Source organism: Streptomyces shenzhenensis, from assembly GCF_021462265.1.
GTDB lineage: Bacteria > Actinomycetota > Actinomycetes > Streptomycetales > Streptomycetaceae > Streptomyces > Streptomyces shenzhenensis.
Genome location: NZ_JAJONF010000015.1, coordinates 169,881 through 192,272 on the forward strand (window position 1 = coordinate 169,881; position 22,392 = coordinate 192,272).

Annotated in this window: 18 protein-coding genes and 2 pseudogenes; 8 read left to right on the plus strand and 12 right to left on the minus strand. The window is 71.3% G+C overall.

Going from position 1 to position 22,392, the window contains the following annotated elements; genetic code table 11:
* Positions 1 to 37 precede the first annotated feature (37 nt).
* Together LQ326_RS21065 and LQ326_RS21070 are read right to left on the minus strand one after the other, a co-directional pair.
* Positions 38 to 874: an undecaprenyl-diphosphate phosphatase gene (locus tag LQ326_RS21065; RefSeq protein WP_234538813.1), complete on the minus strand. Its 837-nt coding sequence runs from the start codon at positions 872 to 874 to the stop codon at positions 38 to 40.
* Between the two features lie 82 nt (positions 875 to 956).
* Positions 957 to 2,189 (minus strand): glycosyltransferase family 4 protein, encoded by a 1,233-nt coding sequence (locus LQ326_RS21070; RefSeq protein ID WP_234538814.1) that lies wholly within the window; start codon positions 2,187 to 2,189, stop codon positions 957 to 959.
* A gap of 213 nt (positions 2,190 to 2,402) precedes the next feature.
* On the opposite strand from LQ326_RS21070, the gene LQ326_RS21075 reads away from it, so the two are divergent.
* The 6 genes and pseudogenes from LQ326_RS21075 to LQ326_RS21100 form a co-directional block, all read left to right on the plus strand.
* Positions 2,403 to 2,780: a BlaI/MecI/CopY family transcriptional regulator gene (locus LQ326_RS21075; RefSeq protein ID WP_234538815.1), complete on the plus strand. Its 378-nt coding sequence runs from the start codon at positions 2,403 to 2,405 to the stop codon at positions 2,778 to 2,780.
* 31 nt (positions 2,781 to 2,811) lie between these two features.
* Positions 2,812 to 3,762: a M56 family metallopeptidase gene (locus LQ326_RS21080; protein WP_234538816.1), complete on the plus strand. Its 951-nt coding sequence runs from the start codon at positions 2,812 to 2,814 to the stop codon at positions 3,760 to 3,762.
* 143 nt (positions 3,763 to 3,905) lie between these two features.
* On the plus strand, positions 3,906 to 4,202 hold the full coding sequence (locus LQ326_RS21085) for a hypothetical protein (protein WP_234538817.1): 297 nt from the start codon (positions 3,906 to 3,908) through the stop codon (positions 4,200 to 4,202).
* Positions 4,203 to 4,220: 18 nt separating this feature from the next.
* Positions 4,221 to 4,739, plus strand: coding sequence for a hypothetical protein (locus LQ326_RS21090; RefSeq protein WP_234538818.1), 519 nt, complete (start codon positions 4,221 to 4,223; stop codon positions 4,737 to 4,739).
* A gap of 99 nt (positions 4,740 to 4,838) precedes the next feature.
* The gene (locus LQ326_RS21095) at positions 4,839 to 5,681 is read left to right on the plus strand and encodes a DUF4097 family beta strand repeat-containing protein (RefSeq protein WP_234538819.1); all 843 of its coding nucleotides are present in this window, start codon (positions 4,839 to 4,841) and stop codon (positions 5,679 to 5,681) included.
* Positions 5,682 to 5,705: 24 nt separating this feature from the next.
* Positions 5,706 to 6,022 (plus strand): annotated as a pseudogene (locus tag LQ326_RS21100) (ABC transporter permease); the annotation flags it as partial.
* A gap of 91 nt (positions 6,023 to 6,113) precedes the next feature.
* On the opposite strand, the gene LQ326_RS21105 reads toward LQ326_RS21100, so the two are convergent.
* From LQ326_RS21105 to LQ326_RS21135, 7 genes and pseudogenes are all read right to left on the minus strand, one after another.
* Positions 6,114 to 8,660 carry a sensor histidine kinase gene (locus LQ326_RS21105; RefSeq protein WP_234538820.1) on the minus strand — a complete coding sequence of 849 codons (2,547 nt, stop codon included), beginning with the start codon at positions 8,658 to 8,660 and terminating at the stop codon, positions 6,114 to 6,116.
* Position 8,661: 1 nt separating this feature from the next.
* Positions 8,662 to 9,345, minus strand: a complete 684-nt coding sequence (locus LQ326_RS21110; RefSeq protein WP_181804383.1) for a response regulator — start codon at positions 9,343 to 9,345, stop codon at positions 8,662 to 8,664.
* A gap of 133 nt (positions 9,346 to 9,478) precedes the next feature.
* Positions 9,479 to 10,147, minus strand: a complete 669-nt coding sequence (locus LQ326_RS21115; RefSeq protein WP_234538822.1) for a potassium-transporting ATPase subunit C — start codon at positions 10,145 to 10,147, stop codon at positions 9,479 to 9,481.
* A 5-nt stretch (positions 10,148 to 10,152) separates the two neighbouring features.
* Positions 10,153 to 12,285, minus strand: coding sequence for a potassium-transporting ATPase subunit KdpB (kdpB, locus tag LQ326_RS21120; RefSeq protein ID WP_234538825.1), 2,133 nt, complete (start codon positions 12,283 to 12,285; stop codon positions 10,153 to 10,155).
* Positions 12,282 to 13,961 carry a potassium-transporting ATPase subunit KdpA gene (kdpA, locus tag LQ326_RS21125; protein WP_234538826.1) on the minus strand — a complete coding sequence of 560 codons (1,680 nt, stop codon included), beginning with the start codon at positions 13,959 to 13,961 and terminating at the stop codon, positions 12,282 to 12,284. The genes kdpB and kdpA overlap by 4 nt, the downstream gene beginning before the upstream one ends.
* Before the next feature lie 8 nt (positions 13,962 to 13,969).
* Positions 13,970 to 14,059, minus strand: a complete 90-nt coding sequence (gene kdpF, locus LQ326_RS21130; protein ID WP_016434100.1) for a K(+)-transporting ATPase subunit F — start codon at positions 14,057 to 14,059, stop codon at positions 13,970 to 13,972.
* A 257-nt stretch (positions 14,060 to 14,316) separates the two neighbouring features.
* A pseudogene (locus tag LQ326_RS21135) lies at positions 14,317 to 14,466 on the minus strand (hypothetical protein); the annotation flags it as partial.
* A 177-nt stretch (positions 14,467 to 14,643) separates the two neighbouring features.
* On the opposite strand from LQ326_RS21135, the gene LQ326_RS21140 reads away from it, so the two are divergent.
* A complete protein-coding gene (locus tag LQ326_RS21140; protein WP_308401984.1) occupies positions 14,644 to 15,201 on the plus strand; it encodes a hypothetical protein in 558 nt (185 codons plus the stop codon).
* 3 nt (positions 15,202 to 15,204) lie between these two features.
* Here the strand turns inward: LQ326_RS21140 and LQ326_RS21145 are convergent, their stop codons facing one another.
* Together LQ326_RS21145 and LQ326_RS21150 are read right to left on the minus strand one after the other, a co-directional pair.
* Positions 15,205 to 16,011 (minus strand): DUF4118 domain-containing protein, encoded by an 807-nt coding sequence (locus tag LQ326_RS21145; RefSeq protein WP_234538827.1) that lies wholly within the window; start codon positions 16,009 to 16,011, stop codon positions 15,205 to 15,207.
* The gene (locus LQ326_RS21150) at positions 16,011 to 18,542 is read right to left on the minus strand and encodes a sensor histidine kinase (RefSeq protein WP_234538828.1); all 2,532 of its coding nucleotides are present in this window, start codon (positions 18,540 to 18,542) and stop codon (positions 16,011 to 16,013) included. Before LQ326_RS21150 ends, LQ326_RS21145 begins: the two co-directional genes overlap by 1 nt.
* A 236-nt stretch (positions 18,543 to 18,778) precedes the next feature.
* Here LQ326_RS21150 and LQ326_RS21155 point away from each other — a divergent pair, with 236 nt between their 5' ends.
* Positions 18,779 to 20,353, plus strand: coding sequence for a Na+/H+ antiporter (locus LQ326_RS21155; RefSeq protein WP_234538829.1), 1,575 nt, complete (start codon positions 18,779 to 18,781; stop codon positions 20,351 to 20,353).
* A 124-nt stretch (positions 20,354 to 20,477) separates the two neighbouring features.
* Here LQ326_RS21155 and LQ326_RS21160 read toward each other — a convergent pair whose 3' ends face one another.
* On the minus strand, positions 20,478 to 21,848 hold the full coding sequence (locus tag LQ326_RS21160; protein WP_234538830.1) for a GlnX family signal transduction membrane protein: 1,371 nt from the start codon (positions 21,846 to 21,848) through the stop codon (positions 20,478 to 20,480).
* Positions 21,849 to 22,392 lie beyond the last annotated feature (544 nt).

Sequence of the window (22,392 nt, forward strand, 5' to 3'; positions counted from 1 at the left end):
CGTGTGAGTGAGTGAGCGCGCGTGGCGGTCGACAGGGTCAGGCGGTCAGCGTCCCGGTGGCCAGCAGACCGAGCAGGGCCACGCCGATGACGACGCGGTAGATGACGAACGCGTTGAAGGAGTGCCGGGCGACGAACTTCAGCAGCCAGGCGATCGAACCGTAGGCGACGACGAAGGAGACAGCGGTCCCGACGGCGAGAGGTGCGGCTCCCACCCCGGCGCCGACGGCGTCCTTCAGCTCGTACAGGCCGGCGCCGGTCAGGGCGGGGATGCCGAGGAAGAACGAAAGCCGGGTCGCCGCCACCCGGTCCAGGTCCAGGACGAGCGCCGTGGACATCGTGGCGCCGGAGCGGGAGAAGCCGGGGAAGAGCAGGGCGAGGATCTGGGCGCTGCCCACCAGCATCGCGTCCTTGAACGTGGTGTCGTCCTCGCCGCGCTTGTGCCGGCCCATCTGGTCGGCGGCCCACATCACGCCCGACCCGACGATCAACGAGGCGGCCACCACCCACAGCGATCCGAGCGGCCCCTCGACGAGCTTCTTGGCGGCCAGGCCGACCACGACGATCGGGATCGTGGCGTATATGACCCACCAGGCGAACTTGTAGTCGTGGTGGTACCGCTCGTTCTTGTCGGCCAGCCCGCGCCCCCAGGCCGCAACGATCCGCCGGATGTCCTTGAAGAAGTAGACGAGTACGGCGGCGATCGCGCCGACCTGGATGACGGCGGTGAAGCCGACCACGGAGGTGTCCTCGACCGGTATGTTCATCAGCCCCTCGGTGATCTTCAGGTGGCCGGTGGAGGAGACCGGGAGGAATTCGGTCACCCCCTCCACAATGCCGAGTACGACGGCCTGACCGAGGCTGATGGCGCTCATCGGGGTCCTTTTCTGCGGTGAGTGGGTGAGACGAAGGCGGTGGGCTGAGCGGCGGGGCTGTCGCGTAGGCGACGGCGGGGATTCAGCGGCGCGGTCCGCGCAGGCTGCGCACGGCCCGGCGCGCCCGGACGCGCCAACGGGATGTGGCGCGCTCCCGGTTGCGGGAGGCGCGGGTGGCGGCGAGTTCGGCGAAGAGGTCCTCGTAGACCTGCGCGACCCGAGCGGGGTCGAAGCGGTGGGCGGCCTGACGAGCGGCGCGGCCCATCCGGCGGCGGCCCGGTTCGTCGGCGATCAGGTCGAGCAGCGCGGCGGCCAGCGCCTTGCGGTCACCCATGGGGACGAGGCGGCCGTCGACGCGGTCGTGGATGATCTCGGCCGGACCGAGCGGGCAGTCGGTGGAGACCACCGGGACGCCGCAGCGCATGGCCTCGACCAGGGTCATGCCGAAGGACTCGGCGTCGGAGGCGGAGGCGACGATCGACGCCTTGGCGAACTCGGCCTCGATCGGCGAGGCCACGCCCATCAGCGCCGCCCGGCCGCCCAGCTCACGGTCGTCGATCAGTTGCTGGAGGCGGTCCTTTTCGGGGCCGGTGCCGTAGATGCGCAGGGTCCAGTCGGGGTGCCTGGCGGCGATGTCGGCGAACGCCTCGATGAGCAGGTCGAACCGCTTGCCGCGGGCCAGGCGTCCGGCCGCGGCGACGACCTTCGCGGTCCCGTCGGCGGGCGGCAGCCCCGGCTCGGGCACGGCGTTCGGGATCGCCAGGATCCTGACTCCCGGGAGGCGCATCTTCGCCCGGTAGACGGTGGCGTCCGCCTCGGTGGTCGTGACCACCGCGTCCACACCGCGGTAGTGACGCGCGAGCCGGGCGCGCAGCTTCGGGCTGTGGCTGTCGTGGGTCAGGTGTTCCTGGGCGATGCGCAGGGCGCCGGGCGGGGCGAAGCGGGCCAGGTAGACGTTGATGCCGGGTCTGGTGCCGATCAGTACGTCCGCGTCACAGGCCCGCAGGTACTCCTCGACCCGGACGTCGGTGAGGCGGCTGTACTGATGGTAGCGCTTCTCGGCGGTGGGGAAGGCCCGGGACGGCTCGTGCAGCAGCGGGTCGGCCAGGTCGGACTCCGTGGCGTCCTTGCGAACGTCGACGAGGGGTACGACCGTCAGCCGCGGGTCGACGGCGAACCGGGGGCGGGTGCGGTGCCGCCGGACGGACACGATCGTCACCTCATGGCGGTCGGCGAACGCCGCGGCGAGGTTGAGGGTGGTGCGGTTGGTGCCACCGATGCCGTAGATGTCGTGGATCAGGAAAGTGATCTTCATACCACGCCCGCCCGGAGCGGCTCTGTCATGTCGAGCACACGGCGGCGGGCGCGCAGTACCTCTGGGGCTTGCGGCACCTGGGATCCTCTCCGGCCTCCGCCGTCCTCGCTTTTCCCGGACGCGGACGCATGGCACACTCGGACGACGGCAGCATTTACACGGCCGTAGAAGTTTTACGCGACTGTAGAAGACGAGCGGGAGAACGGCAAACCCATGGGCGGTCAGGCGGAGGGGCGCGGTCCCAAGCGGGCCAACGGCGTACGCGAGGCCGAGATCCTCGCCCTGCTGCAGCGGACCGACGGTGCGCTGACCCCGGGTGAGGTCGTCGAGCGGCTCGGCGGCGAGCTGTCGTACAGCAGCGTGGTGACGATCCTCACCCGCATGCACACCAAGGGCCTGCTCGGCCGCGTCGCCCGTGGCCGCGCCTTCGCGTACGCGCCCGTGACCGACGACGCCGGCTTCGCCGCCCGCCGCATGCACACCGTGCTGGAGGACCGGCCGGACCGGGAGACCGTCCTCGCCCGTTTCGCCGACGAGCTGTCCGACACGGACGCCGAGCTGCTGCGTCAGCTGCTCGGCCCCGACCAGTAGGTCCGGCGGGAACAGGAAGGGGCCGCTCGCCATGCACGTCGCCGTCTACCTGCCGTTGCTGCTCTCGGTCGTCGCCCCGCTCGGCGCGCGCCCACTGGCCGAGCGCTGCGAACCCCGGCTCGCCACCTGGCTGCTCACCGCCTCGTCCCTGATCCTGGGCGCGGCGACCACCGTCTCCCTGGGCCTCCTGGCCGTGGCCGGCCTGATCCGCGTCCCGCAACTCGCCGCCCTGGGCCACTGGTCGGCTCACACCGCACAGCACGACGACCCCACCCAGCTGTCCGTCTCGCTTCTCGCCGGCCTGCTGCTCGCCGGTGCTGCGGTCATGGCCGCCAGGATGCTGTGGCGGCGCGCCCGCTCCCTGGCCGCCGCCGCGTGGGAGGCCGCCTGCATGCCCGCGCGCGACGGCCTGGTCGTCACGGAGAACGACGCTCCCGACGCCTTCGCCCTCCCCGGGCTGCCCGGCCGGATCGTCGTCTCCACCGGGATGCTGCACGCCCTGGACGAGTCCGAGCACGACATCCTGCTCGCCCACGAGCGCGCCCACCTGACCGCCCACCACTACGCCTTCGTCGCGCTCGCCCAGCTCGGCGCCGCCGCCAACCCGCTGCTGCGCCCCCTCGCCGTCGCCGTCACCTACACCATCGAGCGCTGGGCCGACGAGAACGCGGCCGCCTCGACCGGCGACCGCAGGCGGGTCGCCCGCACCGTCGGCAAGGCCGCCCTCGCCGCCCACCACGCCCCTGCCCTCTCCCGCATGGCCGGTGCCGCCCTCGGCATCTTCGGAATCCGCGGCCACCGCGACCGGCTCGCCTCCGCCGGCCCGGTCCCGCGCCGCGTCGCCGCACTCCTCGCCCCGCCCCTGCGACGCCACCCGGTCCTCACCGCCGCCACCGCGGCCGTCCTCGCCGCGGCCGCCCTGGGCGCAGCCGAGGCCGCCCACGACCTCCACCTGCTGCTCGCGACCGTCGGCGTCTCCTGACCCCATCCCGGGAGAACCCCGCACGCCCTTTCGGGCACGCCCCGCACGAACAGGTTGCAGCCCCCTCCCGCCATCGTCTACTTTCGCGTAGACCTTCTACACCCGTATAGAAGCAGTGGCTCCGAGGGAACTCCGCGACCGAATTGCCCTGTCTCCAGGCCGTCGTCACCGGCGCCCCGCAAGGCGTGACCGAGCTCTTCCCCGTCTCCAGCCTGGGCCACTCCGCGCTACCGCCCGCCCGGATCGGCGGCTCCTGGCACCACCTCGTCACCGAGAACGCCACCGGCAACTCGGAAGGCTCACCGCACCCGGCCTTCATCGTGGCCCTGCCCGTCGCCACCGCCGCGAAGGGCCACGTCCCGTGGTTTCCGCAGTTCAGGGAAGGAAGCGGGGGACTGCCACACCCGTGGCACCATTCAGGCTTGCGGATAGCGCCATAGTGGTGCCACCATGGCGCCATGGACCTCACCCCCTACGTCGAGACCCTTCGCCGTGAACTCGCGGTGGCCGCCGAAGCCGGCGGGGACGACGCCCGTGAGCTGGCCGAGCGGCTGACGGCTCCACTGGAGTCGGCGACCCGGCTGACCATGCTCAATGTGCTCTCCGCCGCGATGGACGAGATCACCCGCGAACTAGCCCCCGGGTCGGTCGACGTACGGCTGCGCGGGCTCGACCCCGACTTCGTGGTGACGCTGCCGCCGGCCGGTGGCGGCTACGCGGAAGCGTGCGCCGCGCCCGTCGAACCGATCAGGGCGACGGCGCCCGCCGAGGGCGACGAGGGCGGCACCGCTCGGGTCAACCTGCGCCTGCCGGCTCCTCTCAAGGCGCGGGCCGAGGAGGCCGCGAGCCGCGAGGGGCTGTCGGTCAACGCGTGGCTGGTGCGGGCCGTGTCGGCCGCGGTCGACGGCGGCGCGCAGCCGCGCACGCCGCAGCGAACCCGCACGGTCGGACAGAGCTTCACGGGCTGGGTGCGCTAGCAGCGCCCGCCACCCAACAGCACATCGCACTGCGCGACTTCACCCATACCACGTCCCCTCTGCGGGGACGGCTCAAGGGCTCAGGAGGACGGGACAGCCATGCCTTCTTTCGACACACCCGAACCGATTACGGTCACCGCCCACGTGGGCGCCGGCTCCATCAGCTTCAGCGCGGGCGACCGTCCCGACACCGTTGTTCAGGCGCGACCCCGCGACCCGAAGCGGGACAAGGACGTGCGGGCCGCCGAGCAGACCGAGGTCTCCTACGCGAGCGGTGTGCTGACCGTCCGGACGAAGGAGCGGCGCATGCTCGGGCCCGGCGGAGTCGTCGACGTGACGGTCGAACTGCCCACAGGTTCGCGCATCGACATGACCGGCCCCTGGGCCCAGGTGCTCGGCGAGGGCCGGCTCGGCGAGGTCCGGGTCAAGACCTCGGTCGGCGACGTCCGGCTCGACACGACCGGCCCGCTGAACCTGGCCCTGTCGCACGGTTCGATCGTCGTGGACCGGGTCGAGGGGGCGGCCGAGATCACCACCAGCTCCGGCAACGTGCGCGTCGGCCTCGTCGACGGCCCCGCCGTCCTGAAGAACTCCAACGGCACCACGACCGTCGGCACCGTGACCGGTGAGTTGCGGGTGAGCGGGACCAACGGCGCCATCGACATCACGCGCGCCGGGGCGTCAGTCACCGGCACCGCGACCAACGGCTCCCTCCGGATCGCCGAGGTCACTCGCGGCGAGACCCAGTTGGAGACCTCCAACGGCTCCATCGAGATCGGCATCCGCGAAGGCACCGCCGCCTGGCTCGACGTCAGCTCACAGCGTGGCCAGGTACGCAACACGCTCACCGAGTCCGACGCGCCGGAACAGACCGAGGAGAGCGTCACGGTTCGGGCGAGGACCAACTGGGGCAACATCGACGTCGGCCGCTCCCGGCTCTGAGCGCCGGCTCCGCCAACTCCTACGATCGTCTCCCTGGCACCCACCGGGTTCGCGGCCGGAACGGGCCTGGCCGGCCCGAACCCCGCGGCGGCCGGCAACAACGCCCTGCCGCTGATGGTCCTGCCGCTCCTGCCCAGCGCCTTCGTGCCGGTCGACGCGATGCCGGGCCGGCTCCGGCCGATCGCCGGGTACCAGCCGCTCACCCCGCCATCGAGACCCTGCGCGGGCTGCTCCTCGGCACCGGGATCGGCCCCAACGGGTGGCTGGCCGTGGCCTGGTGCGTGGGGCCGGCCGCGCTCGGCTGCTTCTGGTCCACGTCGCTTTTCGACCGCGAGCCGAAGTGGAGACCAGCGGGCCGCGGCCGGCGACTCGCCCCGCACCGGGGCGGCGTACTCCGACACCACGTCAGACGTACGCCGCCCCTCGGCCCCTTCAGGAACCCGCCGCCGTCGGCAGATCCGGTTCCTCCGACCGCTCGCGCCCCGGTGCCGTCGGCACCGCGAGGACCATCGTGAGACCGCCGCCCGGGGTGTCCTCGGCGTCGAGGGTGCCGCCGACGGACTCGGCGAAGCCCCGGGCCACGGCCAGTCCGAGGCCGACACCGACGCCGCGGGGCGAGTCGCCGTACCGCTGGAAGGGTTCGAAGATGCGGTCCTTGGCCTCGTCCGGGACACCGGGTCCGCGGTCGACGACCCGTACCTCGACCCGGTCGGCGAGGGCACTCGCGGAGACCAGGACCTTCTCTTCCGGCGGGCTGTACTTGACGGCGTTCTCGACGACGTTGGCGACGGCCCGCTCCAGCAGGCCCCGGTCGACGTACACCATGGGCAGGGTCTCGGGGATGTCCAGCTCCACGCTGTCCTCGGGCACCCCGCCGAGCGCCATGGGCACGACCTCGTCGAGGTCGGTCTCCCGGATGATGGGGGTGACGGTGCCGGTCTGCAGGCGGGACATGTCGAGGAGGTTGCCGACGAGGTGGTCGAGGCGGTCGGCGCCCTCCTCTATGGCCTCCAGGAGTTCGGCCTGGTCTTGTTCGGACCACTCGACGTCGTCGGAACGCAGCGAGGACACCGCTGCCTTGATGCCGGCGAGTGGTGTGCGCAGGTCGTGGCTGACGGCGGCGAGCAGGGCGGTGCGGATGCGGTTGCCCTCGGCCAGTTCCTTGGCGCGGTCGGCCTCGCGTTGCAGACGCTGGCGGTCCAGGACGACGGCGGCCTGCGCGGCGAACGCGGCCAGCACCCGGCGGTCGGAGGCCGGCAGCACCCGGCCGCGCAGGGACAGGGCCATGTGGTCGCCGACCGGTACGTCCACGTCCGCGTCCTCGGGGATCTCGGCGGGCCGGGGTCCCACGCTGCCGGCGCAGGTCCAGGGGGTCGTCTCGTCGGTCCGCTCCAGCAGGGCCGCCGAGTCCATGCCGAAGGTCTCGCGGACCCGTTCGAGGAGTTCCTCCAGGCTGGTCTCGCCACGCAGGATGTTACCGGCGAGGAAGGAGAGGATCTCCGACTCGGCACGCAGCCGGGCCGCCTGATGGGTGCGCCGGGCCGCCAGGTCCACCACCGAGGCCACGGACAGGGCGACCCCGACGAAGATCACGATGGCGACGATGTTCTTCGGGTCGGCGATGGTGAAGGTGTGGACGGGCGGGGTGAAGAACCAGTTGAGCAGCAGCGAGCCCACCACCGCGGAGGCCAGCGCGGGGAAGAGGCCGCCCACGAGGGCCGCCGCCACCGTCAGACTGAGGAACAGCAGCATGTCGTTGGCGAGACCGACCTCCGGAACGGCGCTGGTGAGCAACCAGGTGAGGAGGAGGGGGCCGAGCACTCCGACGAGCCAGCCCCAGACGACCCGGGCGCGTCCCAGGCGCGCTCCACGGGCCACCGGCAGGCCGCGGCCCTTGCCGGCCTCGTCATGGGTGATGAGGTGGACGTCGAGGTCGGGTCCGGACTCGCGGGCGACCGTGGCTCCGACTCCCGGTCCGAAGACGTACTGCCAGCTTCTGCGCCGGGAGACGCCGAGGACGATCTGGGTGGCGTTCACACCCCGGGAGAAGTCGAGCAGGGCGGCCGGGATGTCGTCGCCGACGACCTGGTGGAAGGTGCCGCCGAGGTCCTCCACCAGGGTGCGCTGGACGGCCAGCTCCTTCGGGGAGGCCGACGTCAGCCCGTCGCTGCGCGATATGTAGACGGCCAGCACCTCACCGCCGGCGCCCTTCTCGGCCAGGCGGGCCGCCCGGCGGATGAGAGTGCGCCCCTCCGGCCCGCCGGTCAGCCCGACCACGATCCGCTCCCGTGAACCCCAGATGGTCGAGACCTGGTGCGCACTGCGGTACTCGGTGAGATACGCGTCGACCCGGTCGGCCACCCACAGCAGCGCCAGTTCGCGCAGGGCGGTGAGGTTGCCCGGCCGGAAGTAGTTGGAGAGGGCCGCGTCGACCTTGTCCGACTTGTAGATGTTGCCGTGCGCCATCCGGCGGCGCAGCGCCTCCGGGGACATGTCGACCAGCTCGATCTGGTCGGCGCGCCGCACCACTTCGTCGGGGACCGTCTCGCGCTGCCGCACCCCGGTGATCGACTCGACCACGTCACCCAGCGACTCCAGGTGCTGGATGTTGACGGTGGAGACGACGTCGATGCCCGCCGCGAGCAGTTCCTCCACGTCCTGCCAGCGCTTGGTGTTCCGCGAGCCGGGGACGTTGGTGTGGGCGAGTTCGTCCACCAGGGCGACGGCGGGGGCCCGGCGCAGTACGGCGTCGACGTCCATCTCGGTGAAGGTCGCGCCCCGGTACTCCAGTTCCTTGCGTGGTACCTGTTCCAGGCCGTGCAGCATCACCTCGGTGCGCGGCCGGTGGTGGTGCTCCACGAAGGCGACCACGCAGTCGGTGCCCCGCTCGGTACGGCGGTGCGCCTCCGACAGCATCGCGTACGTCTTGCCGACGCCGGGTGCCGCGCCGAGGTAGATCCGGAGCTTGCCGCGTGCCATGTCATCCTTCGAAGCGGTAGCCCATGCCGGGCTCGGTGATCAGATAGCGGGGGTGCGAGGGGTCCGTCTCCAGTTTGCGACGCAGCTGGGCCATGTAGACGCGCAGGTAGTTGGTCTTGTTGCTCTGCGAAACGCCCCAGACCTCCTGGAGGAGGTGCTTCTGAGTGATCAGCCGGCCCGGGTTGGTCACCAGGATCTCCAGCAGGTGCCATTCGGTCGGCGTCAGTCGCACGTCCCGCCCGTCCCGGACGACCTTCTTCGCGAGCAGGTCGATGCTGAAGCCGTCCGTCTCGACCTGGGTGGACTCCGGCACCAGCGGCACGTCCTCGGTACGGCGGACCGCGGCCCGCAGCCGGGCCAGCAGTTCGTTCATGCTGAACGGCTTGGTGATGTAGTCGTCGGCACCGGCGTCGAGGGCGGCCACCTTCTCGTCGGACGCCTGCCGGGCGGACAGGACCAGGATCGGCACCCTGGTCCAGCCCCGCAGGGCCTTGATCACGTCGACGCCGTCCATGTCGGGCAGTCCGAGGTCGAGCATCACGACGTCCGGCTGGCGTGCGGCCGCGAGCCGCAGTGCCGTGGCACCGTCCGGGGCGGCGTCCACGCCGTATTGACGTGCCTGCAGGTTGATGACGAGGGCCCGTACGAGCTGCGGGTCGTCCTCCACCACGAGCACCCGGGTCATGGGTGTGTGCCTTTCCTGTCGTACGTCGGGCCGGGTGGCGCCGGACGTGAGGCGACCGACGCCATGGCTACGGGAGTTGACGGCATCGGGACGCCTCCCGGCCGCCAACTCCCGCTTTCTTCGCGTAACCCCATCAGTGCTTCGCCACGAGGTCCTTGAGCGCGATGTTGAGTTCGAGGACGTTCACCCGCGGCTCACCGATGAAGCCGAGGGTGCGGCCGTCGGTGTGGTCCTTGACCAGCTTCTCCACCTGGGCCACGGACAGGTTGTTCTTCTCGGCGACCCGGTGGACCTGGATGTCCGCGTACTGCGGCGAGATGTCCGGGTCCAGGCCGGAGCCGGAGGACGTCACCGCGTCGGCCGGTACCTCGTTCGCCTTGACCGTGTACCCGGGGACCGAGTTGTCCTTGACGACGGCGGCCTTGGCGGCCTTGACCTGCTGGACGAGCACCTTGTTGTCCGCGGCGAGGTTGGTCGCACCCGAAAGGATCAGCTTGTACCGGGTGTTGACGCTGTTGCTGCCGAGCCCGCCCGCCGGACGGCCCTGGAACCACTGCAGAGCAGCGTCCGGGGTCTCCTGCCCCTTCTTCAGCGGGAGGTTGTACGACTGCCCGATCAGGGACGAGCCGACGACCTTGCCGTCCGCCTTGATCTCGGAGCCGTTCGCCTTGTCGGGGAACAGCGCCTGAGCCACACCCGTGACCACCAGCGGGTAGATCACGCCGGTGACCAGGGTCAGCACGAGCAGCGCCCGCAGCCCCGCCCCGAGCAACCGGGCTGTGTTCGTAAGGGAGTTATGCATGGGGATCAGCCGATTCCGGGGATGAAGGAGATGAGCAGGTCGATGATCTTGATGCCGAGGAACGGGGCGATCAGTCCGCCGATGCCGTAGATCGTCAGGTTGCGCCGCAGCATCTTGTCCGCGCTCACCGGCCGGTACTGCACGCCCTTCAGGGACAGCGGCACCAGCGCGATGATGATCAGCGCGTTGAAGACGACGGCCGACAGGATCGCGGAGTCGGGCGAGGACAGGTGCATGATGTTGAGCTTGTCGAGGCCGGGATAGACGGCCGCGAACAGCGCGGGGATGATCGCGAAGTACTTCGCGACGTCGTTGGCGATGGAGAACGTGGTCAGCGCACCGCGGGTGATCAGCAGCTGCTTGCCGATCTCGACGATCTCGATGAGCTTGGTCGGGTTGGAGTCGAGGTCGACCATGTTGCCGGCCTCCTTGGCGGCCGACGTACCCGTGTTCATCGCCACGCCCACGTCCGCCTGGGCCAGCGCGGGCGCGTCGTTGGTGCCGTCACCGGTCATCGCGACCAGCTTGCCGCCCGCCTGCTCCCGCTTGATGAGGGCCATCTTGTCCTCGGGAGTGGCCTCGGCCAGGAAGTCGTCGACACCCGCCTCCTCGGCGATCGCCTTGGCGGTCAGCGGATTGTCACCCGTGATCATGACCGTCTTGATGCCCATCCGCCGCAGTTCCCCGAACCGCTCCCGCATGCCGTCCTTGACGACGTCCTTGAGATGGATGACACCCAGCACACGGGCACCCTGGTCATCCTTGACGGCTACGAGCAGCGGGGTGCCGCCGGCCTGCGAGATGGCACTGGAGAGGGTGCCCGCGTCGTCCGCGACGGTGCCGCCCTGTTCCTGGACCCAGGCGATGACCGAACCGGTCGCGCCCTTGCGGATCTTCCGGCCGTCGACGTCCACACCCGACATCCGGGTCTGGGCGGTGAAGGCGATCCACTCGGCGTGCGCCAGCTCGCCCTGGTGCCGTTCCCGCAGCCCGTACGTCTCCTTGGCCAGTACGACGACGGAGCGGCCCTCGGGGGTCTCGTCGGCCAGCGAGGAGAGCTGGGCCGCGTCGGCCACCTCCGCTTCGGTGGTGCCACGCACCGGCACGAACTCGGACGCCTGCCGGTTGCCGAGGGTGATGGTGCCGGTCTTGTCGAGCAGCAGCGTGGAGACGTCACCGGCGGCCTCGACCGCGCGCCCGGACATGGCGAGCACGTTGCGCTGCACCAGCCGGTCCATGCCGGCGATACCGATGGCCGACAGCAGCGCACCGATCGTCGTCGGGATGAGACACACCAGCAGGGCGACCAGCACGACCATCGTCAGGTGGGTGCCCGCGTAGTTCGCGAAGGGCGGCAGGGTGGCGACGGCCAGCAGGAAGACGACGGTCAGCGAGGCGAGCAGGATGTTCAGCGCGATCTCGTTCGGCGTCTTCTGCCGGGCCGCGCCCTCGACGAGGCTGATCATCCGGTCGATGAAGGTCTCGCCCGGCCTCGTCGTGATCCTGATGACGATCCGGTCGGACAGCACCTTCGTACCGCCGGTCACGGCGCTGCGGTCACCGCCGGACTCGCGGATGACCGGAGCCGACTCACCGGTGATCGCCGACTCGTCGACCGACGCGACGCCCTCGATGACGTCGCCGTCACCGGGGATGACGTCGCCGGCCTCGCAGACGACCAGGTCACCGATCCTCAGCTCGGTGCCGGGCACCTGCTCCTCGGTGTCCCCGGCCAGCCGCCGGGCGACCGTGTCGGTCTTGGCCTTGCGCAGGGTGTCCGCCTGGGCCTTGCCGCGGCCCTCGGCGACCGCTTCCGCGAGGTTGGCGAAGATCACGGTCAGCCAGAGCCAGGCGCTGATGGTCCAGCCGAACCAGTCGCCGGGGTCCTTGAAGGAGAAGACCGTGGTCAGGACGGAGCCGACCCACACCACGAACATCACGGGCGACTTGACCATCACCCGCGGGTCCAGCTTGCGGCACGCTTCCGGCAGCGACTTGAGCAACTGCTTGGGATCGAAGAGGCCGGCGCCGACACGGCCCTCGGGGGCCTTGTGCCCGGTGGGGACGTCGCTGTGCGGCGCCCGGGTCGGGGTGGCTGTGGACATGGAGTCCTCTGACTTCTCTGTGCGGGTGGTCATGACGCCAGCCCCTCGGCGAGCGGACCCAGCGCCAGGGCCGGGAAGTAGGTCAGGCCGGTGATGATCAGGATCGCGCCGACCAGCAGACCGGTGAAGAGCGGCTTCTCGGTGCGCAGGGTGCCGGCCGTGGCCGGGACGGGCTTCTGCTCGGCGAGCGAGCCGGCCAGCGCCAGCACGAACACCATCGGCAGGAAACGCCCCAGCAGCATCGCGAGTCCGGTCATGGTGTTGAACCAGTCGGTGTTCGCGTTCAGCCCGGCGAAGGCGGAGCCGTTGTTGTTCGACGCCGACGTGAACGCGTACAGGACTTCCGAGAAACCGTGCGCCCCGGAGTTGAGCATCGAGTGCGGAGGTGTCGGCAGCGCCATGGAGATCGCGGTGAAGATCAGCACGAGCGCCGGGGTGATCAGGATGTAGCAGGCCGCCAGCTTGATCTCGCGCGCGCCGATCTTCTTGCCCAGGTACTCGGGCGTACGGCCGACCATCAGACCAGCGATGAACACCGCGATGACCGCCATGATCAGGATGCCGTAGAGGCCGGATCCGGTGCCGCCGGGGGCGATCTCGCCCAGCATCATGCCGAGCATGGTGATGCCGCCGCCGAGACCGGTGAAGGACGAGTGGAAGGAGTCCACCGCCCCGGTCGACGTCAGGGTCGTGGACACCGCGAAGATCGACGAGGAGCCGACCCCGAAGCGGACCTCCTTGCCCTCCATCGCCCCACCCGCGAGCTGCAGCGCCGGGCCGTGGTGGGCGAACTCGGTCCACATCATCAGGGCCACGAAGCCCAGCCAGATGCTCGCCATGGTCGCGAGGATCGCGTAGCCCTGCTTGACGGAACCGACCATCACACCGAAGGTCCGGGTCAGGGAGAACGGGATGACCAGCAGCAGGAAGATCTCGAAGAGGTTGGTGAACGGGGTCGGGTTCTCGAAGGGGTGGGCGGAGTTGGCGTTGAAGTAACCGCCGCCGTTGGTGCCGAACTCCTTGATGGCCTCCTGGGAGGCGACCGCACCGCCGTTCCACTGCTGCGAGCCGCCCATGCTGTGCCCGTTGAAGAACTGGCCGACCTCGTGGATGCCGGAGAAGTTCTGGATGGCACCGCAGGCGACCAGCACGATCGCGGCGATCGCCGCGCCCGGCACCAGGATCCGCAGCGTGCCGCGCACCAGGTCGGCCCAGAAATTGCCGAGTTCACCGGTGCGCGAGCGCGCGAACCCCCGGACGAGGGCCACGGCCACCGCGATTCCGACAGCCGCCGACACGAAGTTCTGCACGGCCAGACCGGCGGTCTGCACGACGTGCCCCATGGTCTGCTCGCCGTAGTACGACTGCCAGTTCGTGTTGGTCACGAAGGACGCGGCGGTGTTGAACGACTGCGCCGGGTTGACCGAGGAGAAGCCGAGCGAACCGGGCAGGATGCCCTGGAGCCGCTGCAGCAGGTACAGGAAGAGAACGCCGATCAGGGAGAAGGCCAGGACCGCGCGCAGGTAGGCGGGCCAGGTCATCTCTGTGTCGGGGTCGGCGCCGATGCCCTTGTAGATCCACTTCTCGACCCGCCAGTGCTTGTCGGAGGAGTAGACCCTGGCCATGTAGGTGCCGAGCGGGATGTAGGCGAGCGCCAGCGCGCCTATGAGCGCGACGAGCTGGAGGATGCCTGCGAGTACGGGACCCATGTCTGCTCTCAGAACCTCTCCGGGAAGATCAGGGCGAGGACGAGATAGCCCAGCAGGGCGACGGCCACGACCAGGCCGACGATGTTCTCGGCGGTCACAGCTTCGTCACCCCCTTGGCGACGAGGGCCACCAGCACAAAGGCCGCAACCGTGGCGATGACGAAGGCCAGATCGGCCATCGCGAACTCCTGGAGTGAGGTTCGATAGGAACGGACGCTTAGAGGAAAGCGCCTCTCCGGCCGGTTTCGGCCACCCGTTGACGGCTCTCTTACGGCGGTCCGCAAGCCCTTGACGCAACCCTTACGGACCCGACCCGTACCGGTTGGCAGCGCCATGGCGACCGACAGCGATCTGCCTCACAACCGGAAGCGCAGCCGGCAGATGACCGCGCCCGACTCACGCCGTACGGCATGTGCGACCACGGCCCCCCGCTGGTTCCGCAGCAACCGCTGCCACAGCCGCTCCGGCTCGGCCTCCGGGATCAGTACCGTCACCTGGGTGGCCGGCTCGTGTGCCACCCGGGCCCCGAGGACCGCGCCGCGCTGTCCGCCCTGGAGCGCGCCTGGGCCGTGCCGCCGCACAGGTGACGCGCCCCGCGGCCAAGCGCAAGGAACCGTCGGAGAGGCGTCAGCAACGCATCAAGGGGTGCCGATCTGATTCTTACGGTCACTATCGTCGGCACCGTGGGAACCCATGAGGACGAGTACGGAGGGCCGCTCGGCGCACCTGCGGACGGACCCGACGAGGCGGCGAACGACGTCGAGTGGAGACGGGAGTTGTGGGCCGCCGCCCGCTGTGCCGCCGTACTGCTGGCCCTCCTGCTGCTGCTCGACTGGGGCTCCGGCCGGATCACCGCGTGGCGTTCCGCGCTGTGGCTCTTTCTCGCCGGGCTGCTCTTCGTTCTCCTGTATCCAGCCCGGGTGTCCGCAGGCGGGAACTGGCTGGCGTCGCGGGGACTGGTGCGCGAGCGCCGGGTGCGCACGGACCGGCTGGTGTCGGTCCGCTGCCTGGACGGCGTCTCCCAACGGCTTCTGCTGCGGGACGCCCTGGGTGGCCGCGTCGAGATCGACCCCGAGGTCCTGGTGCGCAATCCGCGGCTGTGGGCGCGCCTTGACGCGGGCGCGCGGGAGGCCGCCGCCGACGGCTCGCTGCTGTGCGGCACGACCGCCCTGCGGCGCATCGCCCTGCGCGTGGACGAGGAGACCGCCCACGCCGTGTTCAGAGCCTCCGGCCTGGATTGAGCCTCAGCCGTTCCTGACCGGCCCGGCGGTGTCCAGTGCCGACCCGGTCTGGTCGGCGAGCGTCACCGCCACGAGCCGGGCCTGGAGCGGGGGCACCGGGCCCGGGCCGGGGGTGAGCATGAAGCGGCCGAGGTAGTGGCCGTTGCCGTAGGTGCGCAGCTCGATCTCGCCCCCGGGCCAGCCGGCGGCGTCCACGTCCCAGGATCGCTTGCCCACCGTCACGCTGCCGTCGTCGTGCAGGCGTGGCGGCTGCCCCAGCAGCGTGCCGTACTCGAAGCGGCAGGCACGCAGGCCGAGGACGTCGGTGAGTTCACGCCGGACGTGGTCGACGACGGTGTCCGCGGAGCGGGCGGACCGCGCGAGGTCGGCCGTGGTGTGGATCCGCGCGAGGTATCCCGCGTCCGTCACCGTGATGACCTCCAGACGCCGGGCCCTGGCGGCCAGTTGGGACACGATCAGACCGACCGCCAGGAGCAGTACCGCCGTCTCGATGTCGGCGGAGGCGGTGATGTCGAACGTCTCGTAGGGCCGGGTGAGGAAGAAGTCGAACCAGGCCGCCGCCGACAGGGCCGCGACCACCCCCGCCGTACGGCTGCCGAGCGCGGCCACCGCGACGACCACGACGACGAGGACGAGTGCGGTGTTCGTGTGCGACAGGCTCGTACGGAACGGGGCGAGAGCAAGCGCCACCAGGAAGGGGGCGGCGAGACCCGCCACGAGGACGAGCCGGTGCCGCAGCGGCCAGGGGCGGGCCGTGACACGGGCCGCGCCCCCAGGGTGCGGCTTCCAGCTGCCGGTCACTGTGCTCATCACGCGCCTCCTGCACTCTGTTCGGTCGGTACGGCACTCAGGGCCTGCGCGGCGAACGGCAGCGACACGACCATCGTGAGGCCGCCGCCCGGGGTTTCCTCGGGGGTGAGGGTGCCGTTCATGGCTTCCGTCAGTCCTCGGGCGAGGGCGAGTCCAAGACCGAGGCCGGTGGTGTTGTCGGTGTCGCCGAGCCGCTGGAAGGGCTCGAAGAGCCGGTCGCGGCCCTCGGCCGGCAGACCGGGCCCGCGGTCCACGACCCGCAGCTCCACCCGGCCCGCCAGGGCACTGGCGGTGACCAGCACCTTCTTACCGGGTGGTGTGTGCCGGGCGGCGTTGCCGACCAGGTTGGCGATGACCCTTTCCAGCAGCGGCGGATCGGCCGGCACCGCCGGGATGTCCTCGACGTCCGCCACGTCCACGCCCGGGACGTCCGCCAGTGCCATGGGCAGCACCTCCTCCAGGGAGGTGGGCCGCAGGTTCAGGGTGAGCGCGCCGGCCTCGAGCCGGCTGAGGTCGAGGAGGTTCTCCACCAGCCGGTTGAGCTTGGCCATGGACTCGTCAGCGGTGGCAAGGAGTTCGTCGCGGTCCTCGGCGGAGAAGTCCACGTCCCGGCTGCGCAGGGACGTGACGGCGGCCCAGCCCGCGGCGAGCGGAGTGCGCAGGTCGTGGCCGACGGCCCGCAGCAGTGCCGTGCGCAGCCGGTCGGCGGCCTTCACCGGCTCCACCTCGGCGGCGGCCTCCGCGAGCCGGGCCCGTTCGACCGCCGAGCCCACATGCGCGGCGAACGCGGCCAGGACCCGCCGTTCGGACGACGACAGGGTGCGCCCCCGCAGCGCGAGCCAGGCGCCGGGGCCCGCAGGGACAGCTGTCGCACCTGGCGCGGTCGGCGGCTCGCCCAGCAGGTCGGCCGACTCCATCCCGAAGGTCTCGCGGGTCCGCTCCAGCAGGGCGGGGATGGTCGCTTCTCCGCGCACGATGCTGCCGGCCAGGGACGACATGGTCTCCGCCTCGGCGGTCGCCCTGGCCGAGCGGCGTGACAGGCGCAGCGACCGGTCCACCACGGCCGCCACGGTGGCGGCCACGACCGCGAACACGGCGAGGGCCAGCAGGGCGTTCGGATCATCGAGGGTGAAGGCACCGATGGGCGGGACGAACCAGTAGTTGAGCAGCAGGGACGCCGTGACCGAGGCGATCACCGCCGAGACGACCCCGCCTATGCAGGCCACGCCCACCACGGCGAGCAGGAACAGCAGGGCCTCGCTGGTCAGGTTCAGGGTGCCCCGCAGCTGTGCGAGGACGACCGTCAGCAGCACCGGAAGCACCAGCCCGGCCACCGGACCGGCGATCAGCCGGGCCGTCGACAGCGTGCGGCGCCTCGACGGCAGCAGGGTGCCGCGGCCGGCCCGTTCGTGGGTGACCCGATGCACGTCGATGTCGCCGGACAGTTCGGTGACCGTCTCCCCGGTGCCGGGCCCGGTCAGGAACCGGGCGAACCGGCCGCGTCGGCTGGTGCCCAGCACGAGCTGGGTGGCGTTCTCGGCCCGCGCGAACTCGACGAGGGCGGCGGCCACGTCGTCGCCGACCACCGAGTGGTAGCTACCGCCGAGATCCTCGACGAGTCTGCGCTGCCGGGCCAGCGAGGCGTGCGAGACCCCGGCGGCCAGGCCGTCGCTGCGCGCCACGTGCACGGCGAGCAGGTCCCCTCCTGCCATGGGGGTCCCCCCGCTCGAGCGAAGCCGAGAGTGGGGGAGGTCGGCGATGCGGGCGGCCCGCCGGATCAGTGTGTCGCCCTCCGGCCCGCCGGTCAGGGCGACGACGACGCGCTCGCGGGTCTCCCACACCCCGCCGATGCCGTGCTGCGAGCGGTACTCCTGGAGCGCCTCGTCGACCCGGTCGGCCGTCCACAGCAGCGCCAGCTGCCGTAGCGCGGTCAGGTTGCCTGGCCGGAAGTAGTTGGCGAGGGCCGCGTCGACCTTCTCGGGCGTGTAGATGTTGCCGTGGGCCATCCGGCGGCGCAGCCCCTCGGGCGGGATGTCCACCAGCTCGATCTGCCAGGCGCGCCGTACGACCTCGTCCGGGACGGTCTCGTGCTGGGGCACCCCGGTGATCTTCTCGACCACGTCGTTGAGGGACTCCAGGTGCTGGATGTTCAGCGCGGTGATCACGTCGGTGCCGGCGTCCAGCAGCGCCTCGATGTCCTGCCAGCGCTTGGGGTTGCGGCCCTCGCCGGGGACATTGGTGTGGGCGAACTCGTCCACGATCGCGACCTGCGGCCGCCGGGCGAGCAGCGCGGCCAGGTCCATCTCCTGGAAGTGGCCACCGCGGTAGGAGCAGGAGGTCCGGGAGACGCTCTCCAGGCCGTCGAGCATCGCCTCGGTGCCCGGGCGCCCGTGGCACTCCGCGAACCCCACCACCACATCCGCCCCGCGCGAGGCGCGGCGCCGCCCCTCGTCGAGCATCCGGTAGGTCTTGCCGACCCCCGGAGCCGCCCCGAGGTACACCTTCAGTCGTCCGGGCCGTACGTCACTCATCGCCGCCGACGCACTCCGCTCACTGGCTCAACTCCCCCACGGACAGGGGTCCCTCCTCTCAAGAAAGCCGCTTCGCGGACCGGTCGGCGCGGTTGTTAGCGCTTCCTTGGCGCCGGCCCCGGGGACCTTGACACTGTCTTGACGTGACCTCGCCCGATAGGGTGATGCCTGGTGTGCCGGGAAGTCTGGTCGGCCGGGAGTCATGGTGATTCCCGTACAGGCTCCAAGGGGACGGCATGCGCAGCGTCGGTACGGTTCTGGCCCTCGTGGTCCTCGCCACAGTGGTCGCCACCTTCGCGCGCCGCTGGCGCATCCCCGCCCCCTCCCTGCTCGTGGTCGCCGGTCTCGCGGTGGCGCTGCTGCCCGGCACCCCGCAGATCGAGATCAGCCCGAGCGTCATCGGCCTCGTCGTCCTCCCGCCGCTGCTGTACGCCTCCGCCGAGGAGATGCCCTGGCGTGAGCTGCACGCGGTGTGGAAGCCGGTCGGCATCCTCGCCATCGGGCTGGTGCTCGCCTCGGCGGCGGCCGTCGGCGTGGTGGCGGCGCTGGTGACTCCCCTGTCCTGGCAGATGGCGTTCGTGCTGGGCGCGATCCTGGCCAGCACCGATCCGGTCGCGGTCACCGCGCTCGGCCGCCGGCTCGCGCTGCCGCCCCGGGTCCAGGTCCTGGTCCAGGCCGAGAGCCTGTTCAACGACGCGACCTCGCTGGTACTGGTCCGGGTGGCGGCCGGCATCGCCGTGGCCTCCGCCGCCGCGAACTGGGGGGCTGCGGGCGGCGAGTTCCTGGTGCTCGCGGGCGGCGGCACGCTGATCGGCGCCGCGGTGGCCGGTGTGATCACCCTGATCCGCCGCCGCACCGAGGACCCGGTCCTGGAGACGGTGATCGCTCTGGTCACCCCGTACGCCGCCTACCTGCTCGCGGAGGCCGCGCACACCTCCGGCGTGACCTCGTGCGTGGTGGCCGGAGTGGTCCTCGGCGGCCGGGGCGACCGGCTCACCAACGCCCGCATCCGCCTCCAGCTGCACGCCGTGTACGGCACGGTCGTCTTCCTCCTGGAGAGCGTCGTCTTCAGCCTGATCGGCCTGGCCCTCCCCGCACAGGTGCGGGCGCTGGCCGACGGCGACCGGGCCTGGCCTCTGTACGCCCTCGCGGTCGCCGCCACTCTCATCGCCGTACGGCTGCTCTGGCTCGCGCCCCTGTCCGCGGTCGTCCAGCGCAAGGGCGGTATCGGCCGGGTCAACTGGCGGGTGCCGATGGTGCTGACCTGGGCGGGCACCCGCGGGGTAATGCCACTGGCCGCCGCCCTGTCCATCCCCGAGATGATGAAGGACGGCACCCCGCTCGCCGACCGGCCACTGGTCCTGGTCCTGACCACCTCGGTCGTGGTCGTCACCCTCGTCGTCCAGGGCTTCACCCTCGCCCCGGTCGTCCGCGCCTCCGGCATCGCCCTGGAGCCCGCCCACACCGCGCGCGAGGAGGCCGCGGCCCGCTCGCACCTCGCCCACGCCGGCCTGGCCCGCCTGGAGGAACTCGCCGAACTGGAGGTCGTACCGGACGTCGTCCTCGACCGCCTCCGCCGCGGCCTGACCGCCCGCCTCGACGACGCCCGCGACCGCCTCACGGACCAGAACGGCACCGCGGTCGCGACCGAGTCCGCCGACCTGGTCTACCGCCAGCTCCGCCGCGACCTCATCACCGTCGAGACCACCGAACTCCAGCGCCTCTACGACGCCCACACCATCAGCGACACCACCCGCCGCAGGCTGCAACGGTGGCTGGACCTGGAGGAGGCGCGGCTGTCGGACGCGTAGCGCTCCGCGACGGCGGTCGGTTCTTCGGGTGCGGGTGAGCGGGGGCTGGTCACGCCCACGCGGCGGAGCCGCACATCGATGCGGCCCCGCGGCCCCTGAAAGGTGTTGCAGGGCCCGGCGTGTATCAGCGGAACTCCGCCAGCCTCGGGCGCAGGCCCAAGGCGACGAGAACTACCACGGCGAACAGTGCGCCGCATGCCCAGGGAAGCAAACCGGTCACCGCCGACCGTCCCGCGCCGACGGACGACGTGAAGTGGGCGCGGTTGATGGCCGTCACCTTGTCCAGGGCGGTCATCCAGGCCCCGAAGTGCGCGTTGGACGTGCCCGGCTCCCAGCCCATGCAGAACTCGACCGCCTGCTGCTCCTTGCCGGCCGCCAGCAGCGCACGGATCGTGCGGTCGTCGCGCTGGTAGACGGCGTACGTCCGCACCGTCCTCTCCGCCGCCGCCCGCTCACCGGGGAAGGTGATGTTGGCCAGCTCGCGCCGGAACTCACCGGTGAAGCGCAGGTCGTGGTGGTCGGACTCGTAGGCCTGCCAGGTGGTGGCGAGTTCGGAGTCGTACGTCGACAGGGTCGCGCCCTTCAGACCGTACAGCTGCTGCGACTTCGCGAGGAACGCGTCCGCGTACTGGTGACGGCGCTGCGGATCCAGCAGGTAGCGGCTCTCGTCGGCGTTGGCGTCGTAGGCGATCGCGCGGGCGCGGGAGAGGGCGACGACGGAGTCGAAGGCGTCGTGCCGTGCCACCTTCAGGTGAGAGGCGGAGGCGGTGAGCATCTCGCTGCCGGAGAACACCGCGAGCAGCGTGCAGACGGTGGCGGCCAGCACGCCGGGGTTGAGGATGCGCCGGAAACCGCGGGCCAGGTACCACTGCAGGAAGCCGAGCAGGGCCAGCAGCAGCACGCCGAGGGCCAGTACAGCGACGAGCTGCGCGGAGAGGCCGGAGCGGGCCGAGGCGTACTCGGCGTCGAAGGCCGCGTCGTTGGAGGAGACCAAGGTGCCAGCGGCCGGGAGGAGTTGGGTGCGCAGCAGGTCGGTCGCGCGGCGGTAGTCGGTGAGGGCGGCCGGTCTGCCGCCGCGGTGGCCGTCGTTCTCCAGGGCCCGGCCGATCAGCTCCTGGTACTCCGCGAAGCCGTCGGTCAGCGACTCCACGGTCTTCTCGTCGGCCGCGCTGCCCTGTGCGGCGACGGCGAGAGTGCGCAGATCATGCCCGATCTCGTTGCGGGCGTCGCCGTAGAAGCCGACGGCCTTCGTGTACGGCGTCTCCAGACGCTCCTTCCCCGCGTCCCCGCTGGACAGCAGGATGTTGGCGGCCTGGGCATCCATGTCGTTCAGGGCCAGATCGAGGTCGGCGGCGCTGGTGGTGCGGGGCGCGTCGCGTCCGGCCACCCCGTGCCAGGTGCCGAGCGCGCCGAGGCCCGCCACCAGCAGGAGTACCGCGAGGGCGGCGGCGAGCAGGACCGTGGCCGCGCGCAGGAGGCGCAGCCGCGCGGGCACGGACGCCCAGTAGCGGTGGCGCAGAGCGGCCCGCGCGGCCTCGGCCTGCCGTCCCGGACCCGGTCCGGCCGTACGCGAAACCCCTCGCTGCCGTGGACCGGGGCTGCCCCCGGACGGGGCGACCGCCGTTCTTCGTGGCGGTGCGCTTTCCTCGGTCCGAGGACCCTGCGCCGAACCGGCCGTGAGAGTCACGGTCCCTCCAACGTCGCGCCACGGACGGTCTGCCCGTCCCCCCGTTGCCGGTCAGTCTGCGACCGGATCCGGCCATCCGCCGTTCTCCTTGACGGGTCCCTGATGGCTTCTCAGCTCTGTTTGACGGCACTTTGACGCCGACGGCAGCCAGACCGTATGAAAGCCGCAAGCAGCCCGGCCGACACGAGGGTTGTGGCCAAGGTCCGGGCTGGATTCGCTGTGGGCCGCCACGGAGACCGTGAGCCTCCCCGGCTGAAGGAGTCCCCACTCCGAAGCGGTGCGAAGGCGGCCCGGTGCGTGTCCCATGACAGGCACCCGCGCACGGCGTCCGCCGTCGTCCCGTGCCGACGTC